Annotated in this window: 17 protein-coding genes and 2 pseudogenes; 6 read left to right on the top strand and 13 right to left on the bottom strand. The window is 44.3% G+C overall.

From position 1 onward, the window contains the following. Window positions 1–181, top strand: a 181-nt coding sequence (locus ABY436_RS03875) for a hypothetical protein (protein ID WP_372737712.1), incomplete at its 5' end; no start/stop codon positions are given. Window positions 182–459: 278 nt separating this feature from the next. Here ABY436_RS03875 and ABY436_RS03870 read toward each other — a convergent pair. Both ABY436_RS03870 and ABY436_RS03865 read right to left on the bottom strand, forming a co-directional pair. Then, window positions 460–1,383 (bottom strand): annotated as a pseudogene (locus ABY436_RS03870) (nucleotidyl transferase AbiEii/AbiGii toxin family protein). Window positions 1,384–1,471: 88 nt separating this feature from the next. Next, window positions 1,472–2,095, bottom strand: a complete 624-nt coding sequence (locus ABY436_RS03865) for a DUF6088 family protein (RefSeq protein ID WP_372737711.1) — start codon at window positions 2,093–2,095, stop codon at window positions 1,472–1,474. 685 nt (window positions 2,096–2,780) lie between these two features. On the opposite strand from ABY436_RS03865, the gene ABY436_RS03860 reads away from it, so the two are divergent. The 4 genes and pseudogenes from ABY436_RS03860 (at window position 2,781) to ABY436_RS03845 (ending at window position 4,879) form a co-directional block, all read left to right on the top strand. Further along, window positions 2,781–3,578 (top strand): Mut7-C RNAse domain-containing protein, encoded by a 798-nt coding sequence (locus tag ABY436_RS03860; RefSeq protein ID WP_372737710.1) that lies wholly within the window; start codon window positions 2,781–2,783, stop codon window positions 3,576–3,578. Window positions 3,579–3,777: 199 nt separating this feature from the next. After that, entirely contained in the window at window positions 3,778–4,272 is a 495-nt protein-coding gene (locus ABY436_RS03855) for an aminoacyl-tRNA deacylase (protein ID WP_372737709.1), read from the top strand. Between the two features lie 171 nt (window positions 4,273–4,443). Next, a pseudogene (locus ABY436_RS03850) lies at window positions 4,444–4,575 on the top strand (DUF6763 family protein); the annotation flags it as partial. Between the two features lie 40 nt (window positions 4,576–4,615). Then, window positions 4,616–4,879, top strand: a complete 264-nt coding sequence (locus ABY436_RS03845) for a YbhB/YbcL family Raf kinase inhibitor-like protein (RefSeq protein ID WP_372737713.1) — start codon at window positions 4,616–4,618, stop codon at window positions 4,877–4,879. A gap of 77 nt (window positions 4,880–4,956) precedes the next feature. Here ABY436_RS03845 and ABY436_RS03840 read toward each other — a convergent pair whose 3' ends face one another. The 11 genes from ABY436_RS03840 to ABY436_RS03790 form a co-directional block, all read right to left on the bottom strand. After that, a complete protein-coding gene (locus tag ABY436_RS03840) occupies window positions 4,957–5,457 on the bottom strand; it encodes an O-acetyl-ADP-ribose deacetylase (protein ID WP_372737708.1) in 501 nt (166 codons plus the stop codon). A 706-nt stretch (window positions 5,458–6,163) separates the two neighbouring features. After that, the gene (locus ABY436_RS03835) at window positions 6,164–6,484 is read right to left on the bottom strand and encodes a hypothetical protein (RefSeq protein ID WP_372737707.1); all 321 of its coding nucleotides are present in this window, start codon (window positions 6,482–6,484) and stop codon (window positions 6,164–6,166) included. Window positions 6,485–7,031: 547 nt separating this feature from the next. After that, window positions 7,032–8,618, bottom strand: coding sequence for a gamma-glutamyltransferase family protein (locus ABY436_RS03830; RefSeq protein WP_372737706.1), 1,587 nt, complete (start codon window positions 8,616–8,618; stop codon window positions 7,032–7,034). 20 nt (window positions 8,619–8,638) lie between these two features. After that, window positions 8,639–9,475 (bottom strand): sulfite exporter TauE/SafE family protein, encoded by an 837-nt coding sequence (locus ABY436_RS03825; RefSeq protein ID WP_372737705.1) that lies wholly within the window; start codon window positions 9,473–9,475, stop codon window positions 8,639–8,641. Window positions 9,476–9,493: 18 nt separating this feature from the next. Continuing rightward, complete coding sequence (locus ABY436_RS03820) at window positions 9,494–10,819, bottom strand: TRAP transporter large permease subunit (RefSeq protein ID WP_372737704.1); 1,326 nt, start codon at window positions 10,817–10,819, stop codon at window positions 9,494–9,496. Beyond that, on the bottom strand, window positions 10,816–11,349 hold the full coding sequence (locus ABY436_RS03815) for a TRAP transporter small permease subunit (protein WP_372737703.1): 534 nt from the start codon (window positions 11,347–11,349) through the stop codon (window positions 10,816–10,818). Before ABY436_RS03815 ends, ABY436_RS03820 begins: the two co-directional genes overlap by 4 nt. A gap of 13 nt (window positions 11,350–11,362) precedes the next feature. Continuing rightward, on the bottom strand, window positions 11,363–12,454 hold the full coding sequence (locus ABY436_RS03810) for a TRAP transporter substrate-binding protein (RefSeq protein ID WP_372737702.1): 1,092 nt from the start codon (window positions 12,452–12,454) through the stop codon (window positions 11,363–11,365). 368 nt (window positions 12,455–12,822) lie between these two features. Next, window positions 12,823–13,269: an Lrp/AsnC family transcriptional regulator gene (locus ABY436_RS03805; protein WP_372737701.1), complete on the bottom strand. Its 447-nt coding sequence runs from the start codon at window positions 13,267–13,269 to the stop codon at window positions 12,823–12,825. A gap of 353 nt (window positions 13,270–13,622) precedes the next feature. Beyond that, window positions 13,623–13,928, bottom strand: coding sequence for a helix-turn-helix domain-containing protein (locus ABY436_RS03800; RefSeq protein WP_372737700.1), 306 nt, complete (start codon window positions 13,926–13,928; stop codon window positions 13,623–13,625). Beyond that, on the bottom strand, window positions 13,921–14,295 hold the full coding sequence (locus ABY436_RS03795) for a type II toxin-antitoxin system RelE/ParE family toxin (RefSeq protein ID WP_372737699.1): 375 nt from the start codon (window positions 14,293–14,295) through the stop codon (window positions 13,921–13,923). The genes ABY436_RS03800 and ABY436_RS03795 overlap by 8 nt, the downstream gene beginning before the upstream one ends. A gap of 274 nt (window positions 14,296–14,569) precedes the next feature. Then, window positions 14,570–14,860, bottom strand: a complete 291-nt coding sequence (locus tag ABY436_RS03790) for a hypothetical protein (protein WP_372737698.1) — start codon at window positions 14,858–14,860, stop codon at window positions 14,570–14,572. A 231-nt stretch (window positions 14,861–15,091) separates the two neighbouring features. Here ABY436_RS03790 and ABY436_RS03785 point away from each other — a divergent pair, with 231 nt between their 5' ends. Continuing rightward, window positions 15,092–15,325: a hypothetical protein gene (locus ABY436_RS03785; RefSeq protein ID WP_372737697.1), complete on the top strand. Its 234-nt coding sequence runs from the start codon at window positions 15,092–15,094 to the stop codon at window positions 15,323–15,325. Window positions 15,326–15,423 lie beyond the last annotated feature (98 nt).

Here is a 15,423-nt window from a genome sequence, read left to right as displayed (position 1 = left end):
TACAAGCGCGCGCCGGTGCGCGAGAACAGGCGCATTTCCTGGACGATGCCCTGTTGGGGGGTGTCCCGGGTTAGCGTGTCACGGTGCGGGTGGTGGTGAGGTAATGTGTGATGTGTCATCTCAAGCCCCTGGCGCCGGGGTAGCTGTCGGGAGTGCGGCGAAGAGAAAAGCGCGGCGCTGACGGGTCTCTCCTCCCCTCCCCCGATTCTACGTCACACACCCGTGACACAGACTCTCTCTGTTCGGGCTCAGCTTCGCAACAGACCACCGTCAACAGGGAATGAAGGCTTTTCTAGAAAACAAGAAAACTGCTTTCAGCTAACTTTGAACATGCGTTGGAGAAGGGGCGGCACAGGACATATGAGGCATTAGAAAATAAAAACCGGATAGGTTTTCTTAATTTTCTTACTTAGGAAGAAACGGAGCCGCCCTGGCAACTGCCACATCCTGATGCCTGAATCACCCATTAAGCTCTTTATCTATTAGGTTCAGTTGCTCTAGTAACTCGGCAAAGGTGTACGGGAGTTCAGAAGGAAACATATCGGCCATCTTATCCCAATCTTCTTTAAGCCTTTTCGCCACATCTCCAAAGGGAACAATATTTAATGTACCGGATTTTGCTTGGTCCCACTTTGCTGAGCCACGATGAAAATACTTACGCTTATGATCAACAACAGCATCGAGCAAAGCTCGATCCGTAACAAAATGAGGAAAAGCTGCGTGAATCTGAACGATATCGTAGATATGTCGCGACTGTCGCTCACCTAGAGCTTCGGCACCACGGTTATTGAGCTCGTGCATTAGCGTGATTTTTTAAAAAAATGTTCGATCACAACCAAGAACATCTACCGAGCACTCATCACCCACCTGCCCAATAGACATCAAGGCAATAGGGGCCACACGGTGACTTTCATTAGGATCAAAACCAGCCTTACCTCCACATTCCAGCAAAACCCGAGGCTTTACATAGGTATCACCGTACACGTCATCACTAAGGAATCGGGGGTAATTCACCTCAATATCTAACCCATTATTAATAATCTGTACGGAATATTGTTCATGAATAGAGTTAAGCCTATCAATCAGAAATGGGCCGATTGTATCTTTAATTACATTCCTTGCAGCGACATCAAGCTTTTCAATTCGTTTTTTCCTGGCGCTACTGGACCTGTCACCCCCTACTGGTACTGGATGACCTAGGTAGTCCATATGTAATGAGAGATCGATATCTTCTGACATGCGCTCAATACACTTAAACACCTTACTAAGTGTTGTCCCCCCTTTGAACAAGAAAGGGGTATCAGTTTGTTGCTGACATACAGGCTTCAGCTCCTCAAACAGAAGCTTTAAAATCAAGGTGACGTGGTAGTCCTTTTCTACCACATATGCCGGTAGCCCCGTCTGAGTCGACGCGGCTTCAAACAGATCAACTTTGTCACTATCGCTGAGAGAAAAAGAAAAGGATCTGACATTAGTGAACTCCCACGATTGCAGTTACCCAGCGTAACTTACCGCTAAACGCTATATATAGTTTTGTTTGCGCTCGGGCAGACAGCCGAGAAAATGTATCCTGAACTAGTCTTGATTTGGCCTGTGATTCTTCGTTACCCATAAATTCAAGCGCGATCCAAAGCGTAGCAGCTCGCTTCTTTTCTTCTGGGTTTATTCCTTCTAGTTTCTTTACTGCGTCTTCAAAAGCCCGGCTGTATCGAAAGGTAATCTGATGCTTATTAACACACAGGGGTTCTATGCGCTTTGTAGACATATAGTTATAACGCATACTCATTTGCGTCGACCAGCCGAGAGCATGAACAGCGGCAGCACCTGCAGGAAGAATAAATGCATTACGCTCTTCTGCGATAATATCAGCTACGATTTCCGGCTTCGGGCCAATAACACCAAAACGAGTAGATTTAGGACGATACCAAAGACCTCGCTCAAGCTGACTTACTTGGTTCTCTGCTTTTAGCTTAGCGAGCGCATGCGACAGAGAGTCTTTGGGGACGTTCAATTTACGCGCAACTTGGTTAAAACTAAATATAGCGCCAAAAGGCTTATGCTTTATGTACTCTTCAGTTTTTTGAATAACAGTCATATTCACAACCCTCTATCAGCATTAAAGCCAATCAATATATCATTCAATGAATTGTACAAGAAAATTCAATGAATTGCATAAACATCCAATCTTTTACACTTGTATTACGGGGGCAAAAAGAGAGAGAAAGGTAACGCCACAACCTAGCGATGGAACTGGATCCGAATCATTAATCGAAAGTGCTAATGCGTCTTCTCAAGCTACTCGCGCCTGGGTTGCTGTCGAGGTGACGCAGCGATCAGCGCGGCGCTGACGGGTCGCTGTATCCAGGACGCGCCTAACCGCGACCGGTCCCGAGTGACACAGACTCTCTCTGTTGTGTTTCATAACAGAGGGAGATTATCCGGCACGGCGTGAGCGGTGCGGCCTTGTTTAGGGAGGTTTAGCGGCCTCGCTGACAAAGAATAGGCCATACGGTATTAGGCATTTCAGGCACAAAAAAACCGCGAAACTTAGCCCCGATGAGGCAATAGTGTTTGTAGATTATCCCCCGAAGTAAACGAATCGACCGGAATTTGGCCGGACTGCATTCGATCAGCTATTCATTCGCTCTAATCAGGGTTGAGGCGGCTGCCAACTTAAGGGCCATAATTACAGAGTCATCTCATCATAACACTCAAAAGAGAATATTTATCATCGTCTGCATGCAGCAACAATATCATTTATATTTCGTTATCATATCGCTATGCCACAACCGATAACACTATGCTTTTACCGTGAGCTCAACGATTTCCTGGCGCAGGACAAACGCGGCAGAGAATTTAGTGTCGACTTTTCAAAAGCCAGGTCTGTCAAAGATCTCATCGAATCCATCGGTATACCGCATCCCGAGATCGACCTGATAATTATCAATAGAGATTCCTCTGTAACGCAATCAGTTGATTTTAGCTACCAGGTTTTAGCCGGCGACCACATCAGTGTTTATCCGGGTCTACATTCGAAGCCAGAGGATTTGAGCATAGAGAATCTACCGATAGCAGCTGAAAGACTTCATCATAACCAGCATCAACCCTTAGCAGAGATCAAATTTGTACTTGATGTGCATCTGGGCAAACTTGCCGCTTACCTGCGTCTGCTGGGTTTCGATACCCTGTATTACAATGACTGCCATGACCTGGAACTCGCAGAACTGTCTGCCAGTGAACAGCGTTTACTGCTCACCTGCGACCTGTTATTGCTGATGCGTAAGCAGGTGAGCTATGGTTACTGCGTGCGTAACAGACAACCGAAACAGCAGTTACTGGAAATATTATCCCACTTTGACTTAACCAGTAAGACCAGACCTTTCACTCGTTGCATGCACTGCAATGGCATAACAAAACCAGTAGACAAACAGCTTATAGAATCACAGTTGTTAGTAAAAATAAAAAAGTACTATGACGAGTTTTTTCAATGTAAATCCTGTAAGAAAATTTACTGGAAAGGCAGTCATTATCAGAAGTTGAAAAAGATGATCGATAACCTCGATATGATAGCCGAGTAAATTTTTCTGCCATTGATCGTTGATTATTCATTGCATGCCTTTATGAGAGTTTAACCGTATCGATATTTCATTTTTTAACTATCCCGGCTAAAAACGAGTCCTAAAAGTAGCTGATTATTAATTGACGTCGGTCAATATATACTCCCCTCTCTGCGTTATTATAATTATGTATTTATAATTATTTATAGGGAGTTTATTCATGGCTATCGCAATAACTGTAAAAAACTTTCTTCAACAAAAATCCGTTAAGTATGATCTGACAACCCATGCACACACCGGCTCTAGTCATGAGACTGCGCAGGCAACATTAGTTAGTGAAGACCATATCGCAAAGGCAGTCATTGTTAAGGATGAATCCGGCTATGCGATGGTGCTGGTTCCTGCGAGCAATTATGTCGAGATGAAACACCTGCGCAAGGAACTCGATCGAGCATTCGAGCTTGTTGCCGAAGATGAATTCGCCAAACTGTTTCCTGACTGCGAGTCTGGCGCCGTGCCACCATTAGGCCCTGCTTACCAGATCGAAACTTTTCTCGATGAAGCGCTAACCAGTCTGGCCAATGTCTATCTAGAAGCCGGCGACCACGAACATCTGCTGCATATCAGTGGCGAAGATTTTAAGACTTTGCTCAGTGGTGTTCGTCACGGCCACTACAGCCATGAAAAGGGCTTTTCTAAGGTTGATGACTACTGAGCCCAGTAATTATCTGCTAGCCAGCAATAACGATATAGAAGCGGCACAACAGCTAGAGATAACAACGATATACTTAATGACAGAGTCATCCAGGAGAAGACAATGCGAAATTAACTCGAAGGAAATGACCAATGGTATGCCCATCTCGATAAAGGGCAGCGCTTTTACGTCATCGCCGTAGATGAAGGAGATGACACAGTTGAAATACAGCATTTTGATGGCTTAATTGAAGAATTAAGCGTTGATGAATGGCGTAGTCTAAATATTGAGCTGAGCGAAGAACCTGAAAACGGGCCAGGAGCCCTCGATATAGCAGAGCAAGATGACCTGGGTACAGGCGTAACTGATACCAGATATAAACAGTCTGCCCGAACACATGACGTCGACAACACTCCCGTCCGGCGTAATCGAAGGTATCAACGACTGGCAACGCCCCGGTTATGGCGGCCCCTGCCCACCCGTTGGACGTCATCGCTATTTCCACAAGCAGTTTGCACTGGATATCGTACTGCAAGGATTAAACGAACCGAACAAAGCCGAAGTAGAAGCAGCCATGCAGGGGCATATCATCAAACAGGCAAAACTGATCGGTACTTGTCAGAAATAGATCTTGCGCGAAGCTCTTTATGAAAATCGTGGCACTAACGGTTTATTTTGATAATTAGTTTTTGGCAAGAAGTCGGTTCAACTTGGATCGGATAGTTTTGATCGGTATAGTTCAAAATCATTGGGGCTAAATACACAGGCAATGATTTTTTCAAATTCGCCTTCAAATTCCTTCATGACATTGATCGCAATATCTGCGGCCTTCTCTTTCGGGTAACCATAAACACCGGTACTGATGCTGGGAAATGCGATGGTTTTAATATCGCCCTGCGCTATGGCAATCTCAAATGAGCGGCGATAACAACTCTCCAGTAATGCCGCTTCATTATTATCTCCGCCATACCAGATTGGACCGACGGTATGGATCACATAACTGGCTGACAGATCAAACCCGGGGGTATTCTTTGCATCACCGGTGTCACATCCGTTTAATAATTTGCACGCTTCAACTAATCGCATACCCGCTGCACGGTGAATAGCGCCATCAACACCGCCACCTCCAAGTAATGAATGATTTGCAGCGTTAACGATGGCATCAACATCAAGTTCGGTAATATCACCCTGAAATATTTCGATCATATCAATCCTCTAAACAGGTTCGTGGCTCTTATGGTTATTAACATCGTAAAAACTCTATCCACCGGTGTAAAAATTACTTCCATCGATGATAGTAGTCTCCATGATTCAACAGCCATGATTCAAACACATTAAGGATTGTAGATGAATGATTGGGATGACGATGATGCGTAGCGCCGGAGTAGCCGATAAACGCGGCGCTTATTTGTCTCTCCTCCCCTGCCCCCGCGTGTACGCCACATGTGTGCGTGACACAGACTCTCTCTTTATGTTTCATAGCAGAGGGAGATTATGCGGCACGGCGTGAGCGGTGCGGGCTTTTTTCAGAGAGAATTTAGCTGAGTCACTGACACCGCATAGGCCATACGTGTTGTTTCCACCAGATTTTACATAAAGTTACTTCCGAAAAAGGCTAAATCGTAGTTTGTAAAAAACTACCATTAACAGCTGTCAAAGATCATGAAATAGGATGATAAAATCAGCAGGCATGCCGCCTTATTTGCTATTGGAATGGGTTCGGCAGCACGTCTGTTTTGTATAGTTGATTCAGTGGATCTGATATTTATCAATAAGACAAGGTCAACGACCCTAAGCCTTTAACTCAATTTCCGTATCTTCCAGGCACAAAAAACCCCATCATTTCTGACAGGGTTCTTTTTAAAAGCGGTTTAAATTAAACAGCTTTTGGTAAGCTTTTTAGCCGTTAAAGCTACTTGCTTGTCGTCAGGATTGCCTGCACTTCAGCAAAGTAAGCCTTACTGTTTTCTACAGATGCTTGAGCTTCGGTTTTTAGCGTTTCAAGGTTAGCCTTAGCTTCTTCAGATTTAACGGTAAGAAAAGAAGTTAGCGCTTCAACGTCTTTAATAGCCGAGAGAGCTGTAAAATCAGCTTGTGCCTTTGCATCTTGCTTCTCAGCAGTAGCTTTCTGAAGTTCGAATGCCTTAGTAAAAGTCGCTGTGTTTAGTTCGATGAGCTTCTGAACAGGAGCACCGAAAGCAGAGAAGTCAGCATTTGGAATATTATTTAACATGATGTGTACCCATATAGAGAAGTAGTTGATGAATTGATAATATATCGCTTAATGCTGCAGTGCAACAATTTTATTTATTATATTGATACTACTTTAGCTAATTACTTGAATTTATTCATAAATTATAATTATTAATTTTTGTGCAGCAGCTCAAAAAAAGCAAAAATCAAGTCAGAATAGAATTGGGGCGTCACTCGTTTTCGAGGCACTTAAAAGCGTTATACTGTTTTTAAAGTAAGAACTTTCATTAGCTTTACATTCAAGGAACGCCTCATGAGCGCATTTGGTAAGGACTTTACATCAGCCCAATCAATTATGCCGTTGTTCAGGTCGGTAACTCTCCCTTTATTAACCATCACTATTAATTTTCGGGGGGATTACCAAAACACCGCCTATGTATAAAAACTCGACGACATTAAGTCGTTAACGTTGACCCCGGAGGCATTTCAATCGGTCTTTCCAGGGCCTTGTCTCAGGTGGGATGACGGGATGATTTCTTCCATAGAACATCCCGTCACACGAGATAATTAATCAGAGCCCTATAAAATTATAGTGCCGCGACAGCTCCATCACTTCGTGGATCGGCAGCCCCTTCATAGACCCCATCTGGACGTTTAACTATGGCGCCGGCGTGTCCCATAGTATCACTGAACGCTTCATCCAAGACCTCTACCACATGCCCGGCTTCTTGAAGCTGATTCACGAGTGCTGGTGAAAAACGATTTTCCAGTTTCAGCGTCGTTGTTTCATCACCCCACGTACGTCCCAATAGCCAACGCGCCGAAGTAATAGCTTCTTGTAATGGACGATGACACATTGCATAACGGCTAAATACAGCGGCCTGGGTCTGTGGCTGACCTTCTCCTCCCATAGTACCGTAGGTCATCACTCGTCCATCTTCAAATGCAGCCATTGCTGGGTTTAAGGTATGAAATGGCTTACGTCCAGGCTCTAGCACTTGCAAATCTGACGGCGTTAAAGAGAAGCTAATACCTCGATTCTGCCAATTAATCCCCGTATCCTGAAGTACCACTCCAGAGCCAAACTCCCAGTAAATACTTTGAATAAAACTAACAGCGACACCCTCATTATCAATGCAACCCATCCAGATAGTATCTCCCGGCTGGGCTGGATCTGGCCATGGTAACGCGGTTGAAGGATCGATCTCTTCGCTCAGCTGTTTTAATACATCCGTTTTTAGAAAATCCATTGGATTTTGAGGTACCCGGCCAGGGTCTGTAACAACTCTATCACGTACACGAAAAGCTCTTTTAGTGGCTTCGATCAGAGTGTGCATATATTCAAAGTCATCAACACTTTTCAAACCAAGCTTATCGACAATCCCAAGGATCATCAGAGAGGCTAGTCCTTGCGTGGGTGGGGGTAAATTATAGACAGTAGAACCCTGCAACTTCACAGATAATGCTGCTACCTGATCAGCTTGATAAGCATTAAGATCTGAACTCCGCAATGGACTACCTAATCGCGCAAATTCATCACCAATGGCCGCTGCTATCTCGCCTCGATAAAAATCATCTAAACCAGCCTTGCTCAAACGCTCTAATGTGTCAGCCAATTTCGATTGCCGCATCAACGATCCAACATCAGGCAGCATTCCGTTCGACATAAAATGATCTTGGAATCCAGGCACATCCTTTAATTGAGATAGCTTCTCAGCCGTTAAACGTGCCTGGCTTTCGGTTACAACAATACCATTACGTGCATGTGAGATAGCTGGCGATAATAAGCGAGTTAGCGGTAAGCGCCCTCCTATTTCAGTTGACACTTTCAAGGCTTCCTGCCAACCGCTGATGGTTCCTGCTGTAGTCAATGCCGCCAACGGTCCTCGCTGAGGAATGGACTCATGACCCGCATAATAGTCCAATGTCGCCCCCGCTGCTGCAGGCCCGGATGCATCAATAGCTATTGGTTCTTGTCCCGGTTTTTTGATCAGCCAAAAACCATCACCACCGATAGAATTCATATGCGGATAGACGGCTGCGATAGTAGCGGCAGCACTCACCATAGCCTCGATAGCATTACCGCCTTCAGCAAGCACATCCCGTCCAGCCTGTGCGGCAAGGTGATGCGGAGCAACCATCATTCCCGATGTAGAATAAACTGTTTTTAACATAAGACTACCTACCGACTAATTTATAAGAGGCCGTAAAACATCTTTAAGGATGTTATCAGGAGAAAAAGCGCAAATAATTGGCGTAAACGTTTAGCGTTAATGGCATGTGCTAAGCGTGCACCAACAGGTGCCATTGCCATCGTGGCGGGGATAATCAGAAACAGACCTATCAGATTTACGTAACCAAGAGAGAAAGGTGGTCTGTTATCAACGTCCAGGCCGTTGATCAAAAATCCGATTGCTCCGGGTAAACTGATGACTAACCCTAATGCGGCACCGGTACCCACCGCTGTATGCATCGGCGTACGAAAAGCACTCAGGACAGGCACGCTTAATGTCCCACCTCCAATACCCATTAATGTCGAAATACCACCGATAAAAAAACCTATGATAGACGTACCGGTTTTGTTAGGTAGTCCATCACCTATCGAAAACCCTTCTTTTTTAAAGGCCATGTTCAACGACACAAGTAAGGCGACAACGGCAAAGACAGCTGTTAAAAATGCCCCGCTCATTAATCCACTTAAAACAACACCACATACCACTCCGACAATAACCCCCGGAATGAGTTGTTGCAGTAAGCCGATGTTTAAACTCCCCCGCCTAAAGTGAGACCGGGAGGAGATAATAGATGTAGGAATAATTGTCGCTAAAGACGTGCCGACCGCGACATGCATACGTATAGCTTCATCAACACCTAAAAAAGTAAACAGATGGTACAAGACAGGGACGATAACAATGCCGCCACCCACACCCAGTAAACCAGCCATTATTCCAGCAATCATGCCGGTTGCCATCAATGAAAGCGCTAAACCCAACAGCCAGCCTGTTGAATAGTCATTAAAAATATCCATCATTATATTTCCAAAGCAGAGTTACCAGCCAATAGCATCCGGTAGCCAAGTCACAAGACCCGGGAAGTTAAACAAAATAACCAACGCGCATAGTTGCAACGCAACAAAAGGCAGTGCTCCTAAGTAGATATCCTTTGTCGATATCCCGGGTGGTACGACACCTTTCAGAAAGAAAAGGGCCCAACCAAAAGGAGGAGTAAGAAAAGACATTTGAAGGTTCATCGCGACTAAAATGGCAAGCCAGACCATATCTGTACCGTAGCTGCTAAAAACAGGCAAGAACATCGGCAGTGCAATATAAGAAATCTCTATCCACTCCAGAAAGAAACCTAAAACAAAGAGAACAGCCATCAAGAACAGAATGGCACCAAACTCTCCGCCAGGCAGCATCTCGAATAAACCATGCACCATCTGCTCACCACCAAGCCCTCTGAAAGCTAAAGAAAAAGGCTGAGCACACAGTAAGATAAAAAACACCATGGCAGATATCGTTAAAGTACCGTGTAATGTTTCTTTCAACAGCTTCCAGTTAAGCCTTCTCACCACAACAGAGATTAAAATAGCGCCCAGCGCGCCCATGGATGCAGCCTCAGTTGGCGCAGCAACCCCACCTACTATTGACCCGAGCACGGCAACAACCAACAGTAACGGCGGGCAAACATTACGCAGCAAGTCTTTAAAAAGTTGAGTTTTACTGGTTAACGCCCGCTCTTCAGCCGGAATAGCGGGGACGAGCTCTGGTTTAAATACGCCTAACAACAACAAATAAAGGATATAAATAACCGCGAGTACTAAACCCGGTATAAAAGCGGCAGCAAACAAAGTACCTACAGACTCTCCAACAATATCTGACAACAGTATCAAGACAAGACTTGGAGGGATAATCTGACCTAACGTACCTGAAGCACAAATAGTCCCACACGCAACGCTTGGGTGATATCCACGGCGCATGAGCACCGGCAGGGTCAATAATCCAACAGTGACCACTGTTGCCCCAACAATACCTGTCGAGGCCCCCATCAACACACCCACCAAAATGATGGCTAACCCCATGCCTCCATTAAGGCCTCCCATCGCCTTACCAATTGTTTCGAGCATATCCTCAGCAACCCGAGACTTTTCGAGCATGACCCCCATAAACACAAATAATGGGATAGCTAACAGGGTGTAATTTGTTACCACACCAAATAGCCGGGCGGGCATTAAATTGAAGAGCATCGGTCCAAAACCTATATACCCTGCAATAAAACCAGAGACCGCTAATGAGATAGCTACAGGGATACCCACAATCATCATAAACAGGAATCCACTGATCATTCCTAAGACGATCCACTCATTGCCAATCATAAAGTATCGCCCCTAGCTGTCTGGAATACTGAATCAGTCGGTTCACGACACTTCAATACCGCTCCCATCATGTCAGCGATGCCTTGAAGAACCAGTAAGCCGAAACCTAACGGAATAAAAGCTTTGAGGAGATAACGCATCGGCAAACCGCCAGGATCAGGAGACCCCTCCTGTAATTGATAGGATTGACCCACGTAATTCATACCTAGCCAGCAGATATAGCCGCCTATTCCGACAGTTACTAGCGCTGTTATAAAGTCCACAACACCCTGCTTGCGTGAAGAAAATTTGTCATAAAGAACATCGACACGAACATCGGCCCGGTGCTTCATCGAATAAGACAGACCCAATAACGCAATGGGAGAAATTAAATGCCATTCAAGCTCTTGAAGGGCGACCGGGCCTATAGAAAATAGGTACCTCAAAATAACATTGGTGGCGACGAGCAAAACGAGGGCCAGCACGCATAAACGTGCCACCCCACCAAAACCCTCAACCACCCCTTCAATAAAATGAATTAGTGATTTCATGTTAAATATCCGTTTAAAGATTTAAAAAGGGTTTTTCGCTAAGAGCCGCCCATGAAGCATGCTTTTTACGAAATGCCATGAAGGACTCATGAACTTTCTTCGTATCGGGATCAGCCGCCGCCATGGTTTCCAACGTATCGAAAGTAGCCTCTTTTAAACGAGTAACAATACTTTGCGGTAATGGTTGGGCAATAACCCCCTCATTTTCAACTAAGTCTGTGAGAGCGTCAGCATTAACAGATTCAGACCAAGACAAACTATCTGTCACTGAAGCCTGAGCGGCTATTTGAACAATCATTTGTAAGTCTTTTGGCAGCGAGTCCCATGTTTTTTTATTTATGAGTAATTCTGTAACATTGGTCGGTTCATGCCAGCCGGTCGTATAGTAATATTTGGCTGCTTTATGCAGCCCCAAGCGGCGATCCTGATATGGACCAACGAACTCAGCTGCATCGATGACCCCTCTTTCTAAGGCCGGAAAAATCTCCCCTCCAGGTAACAAGCGTACCGTCACTCCCAATTCGCTATAAACTTTTCCCGCTAATCCGGGAATACGCATTTTAAGACCTTGCAGGTCAGCAACCGATTCAACCGGTTTTCTGAACCAACCGGTCATTTGTACACCGGTGTTACCCATTGGGAATGCAATTAAGCCATGGGGTTCATACAGCTCATGCCATAACTCCATACCACCGCCATGATAAAGCCAGGCATTCATTCCCTGCGTATTCAATCCGAATGGAACTGTGGTGAAATATTGAGCCGCAGGAATTTTACCAGCCCAGAAATAGGCATTGGCAGCATTCATTTCAATGGTGCCACTGGAAACCGCGTTAAATCCTTCCATTGCAGGAATGAGCTCACCCGCGGCAAAATGTTGAATATTAAGGCGACCGCCTGACATAGCCTCAACCTTTTTACAAAAGTCCATTGGACTGCCCGGGCCTTGCACATAAAAAGGCGAACCCGGGGGGTAAGCATTTGTCATCTTAAAGTTAAAACTATCTTTACCAGCAGCTTGGGTTAAAGAAGGTGTAACGGCAGCCGCTCCGGCCACAGTCGCTACAAGTGCATTACCTAGAAATTCACGCCTGCTATTAGTCATACTTTATGCCCTTTACATTTGAATAAAAAAAGACCGATATGCACCGACCTCATAATCTAGTAAAGCAGGGAGTATGCCAACACCACCAAAAAACAACTAACCTATTGATATTGATGATATTAATTTTAAAGATGTTTAAACTCTATGGAAAAAGAATGCCTGACCAAAAGCAAAGATTTGCTAACAAGAATACCGACAAGGTACAAAAATATGATCATTTCGTGTCATTTGTAATGTAAACGACTACAAAAGTAAGCTATCAAATACCATTTGTTAGATAGCCGATGACAACACAGCCGTTTGTTTAGCCACGCACGCTATGATGCGACCGCACCAAGATAATGCATGGTTTAACACCAAACGACTGTTTATAACCGTGCTCCACCACGTCGATGCTTAACACGCTTCAATAAACTATTACACTCAACAGAGATTACTTCTTGCCGGCCAAATAGGTTTTCTTTGGCGAAAAGGTCAAATGCTTCATAACTGTCCGTAAGCGTATGAATGTGGAGGCTTCTGAGGTCTGTCATGATGTAAAGACTCACCACCTCCTGCTTAGACGCCAACTCTTCGGCCACTTGCTCTATATGTTGCGGAACTATTTTCAGATCAATAAACGTAGAAATAACCTTCCCTAGTTTTTCAGGGTTTACTACAGCAGTAAACTGCTCTATAACCCCGTCATCAACGAGAGCCTGAACCCTGGTTCTGGCATGAGCACGCGAAATATCCAGCTGCCGAGCAATGTCAGCAAACGAAACTCGCGCGTCCTTCGTCAATATATTGAGTAATGCAGCATCTAATTTATTCATCAGAAAGTACCCGTTGTCATTCCTACATTTTAATTTATGAGCCTGTATAAATAGGCGAAAAGCTGAAATATTGTACTTAAATGGATAGCCATCACAATAAGCAGTAATATTCCTATCAGAGTACGGTACAAAAAATAATCCTGGATCTAACGCCACAAGAATTGAGCGAACGGGCTACCCAAGCCTCCTTTGCCGCAGTTAAGCGGCTACTGGAAGCAGGCATATATATCAATAACGATGATGGAAATATGTCGTTAAAAGAATACAAAAAATATACTGAGGGAAAATCCGATTAAGTTTCTTTAACTTAGCTGTAGATGGAATGTAAGATTTGAACTCGGTTACAACTTAGCTTAGGCCAGTATTTCTAAACCTTTTTCCGCCACTAGGTTTAGCAACTTGAGAGAGGGGCCATTGGGCTTCTTAACACCTTGCTCCCACTTCTGTACCGTGGATTTACTGATGTTTAAGTAAGCTGCAAACACACCTTGGCTCGCCTTTAGGCGGGTGCGTATACGCTTAATCTGTACTGCGGAGTATTCTTTCACTGGCGGCAAGCAAAGCGCATCGAACTCACGTAATGTGGTCTCTTTCATAACACCGGCGGCATGCAAGCCTTTAGCGCTATCGTGAACCATATCTAAGATTGATTTATCCATCATTTTCTACCTCGATTAACTCGCCATACTTGATAGCTTCTGTTAATAATTTATCGCTATAACTTAGTAATTCTCTTGCGTAACGTTTCAACGCTTTCAGCTCTTCATCTTTAATATTGGCTCGAACATTTTTAGCAAAACCATATACAAAAAACGCTTTGTTTCCGACCTTGTAGGCGAGTAACGTTCTTACTCCGCCGCTCTTGCCTCTTCCTGCGAGCGCCACGCGCTTTTTTACCACATGTCCGCCCAAGTCGGCATCGACCAAGCCACGCGCCATCTCGTCAACCGCCGCCAACAAGACATCATCACTTAAGCCTTCCTTTGCTGCCCACTTATTGAACGCCTTGTTTTTAAATACTCGCATTGACTTCCCTGAGTGATTAACTGAAGTATAGCACTAAGTGATACAGGGATTCTAGACGTTTTCTCATATCATAAACCCTCTCAAAGCACCCACGGCTCAAGGATATACAAGCCCCTGCTGTCTCAAGCGCTCAATTCCCTTATCCATCAGGAATTCCAGGCATAAAAAGCCGCTGAACTATTAAGTTAGCGGCAAAGGTCTATATCTACTTCATGATGAGAGCTTAAATAAATGCGAATACCTGTCATAGGAGGCAACGCCTCCCATAAAACGATTAAAGGCGTGCTTCTGTTGATTGAGCGGGTACTGCTAACCCTGTCAACGCAACCGTATGGTTATAAGTGCTGACAAGATTGTGGTTAGCATCACCAAAATGCGCTTGAGCCGATACACCCAGATCAGACAGAGGACTGTTAACGGATACAAACCCCTGAGCGGTGGCTACATGGCCAACTGCCAGGTTAGCCTCAACAGACGGTGCAGAGAAGTCACTTAAACCACCGGCAAATGCCTGTGAAGTCAAAAGAGCTGAAGAAAGAAGAGCAGTAGTCAGTAAAGTTTTCATAGTCGTTTCCTTAAATTCGTCAGCGTGTATCGCTGTTTGATGGAGCTACTTTAAAACCCGCAGCTGAAACGAAACTGAAATAAGGAACTATTTTTTAAAAGTTTTTAGTTATATACGATTTTTATGCTTTTGAGCTTCAGCGTGTAATTTTTTAAAAATATCGAAACTTGTAGCGTTGGTTTAATGTTATAGTTTTTATATTATCTAACTCCGAATAGGCTTAATGAAAGGATGGAAGAAATACATAAAGACTTAAAGAGCACAAAGCAAAAAGCCATTATTAATAAAATCATAGCTAAAATTTCTGACGCTCATCCTTCTTTTTATTACCTTTCTACACACGAAGTTGCGGTTGAAATCAAAACCTACATTGATACAACAGGTAACTTATCTAAGGAAGAGCAGGATCTACTTGAAAATTTAGATCATCGTGACATTCAAATGTTACTCAGCTTGCACAACTGACAAATCAGAATCAGTTGGAACAAAGTTATTTCATTAAAACCAAGCTGCTCATGCGTATCTTTAAGTTGAATTTAAACCTTTTCGCTTCGAATCCACGC

This window comes from Neptunomonas sp. (genome assembly GCF_041601355.1).
Classification (GTDB): Bacteria; Pseudomonadota; Gammaproteobacteria; order Pseudomonadales; family Balneatricaceae; genus Neptunomonas.
This window is presented reverse-complemented; position numbering and strand designations above follow the sequence as displayed.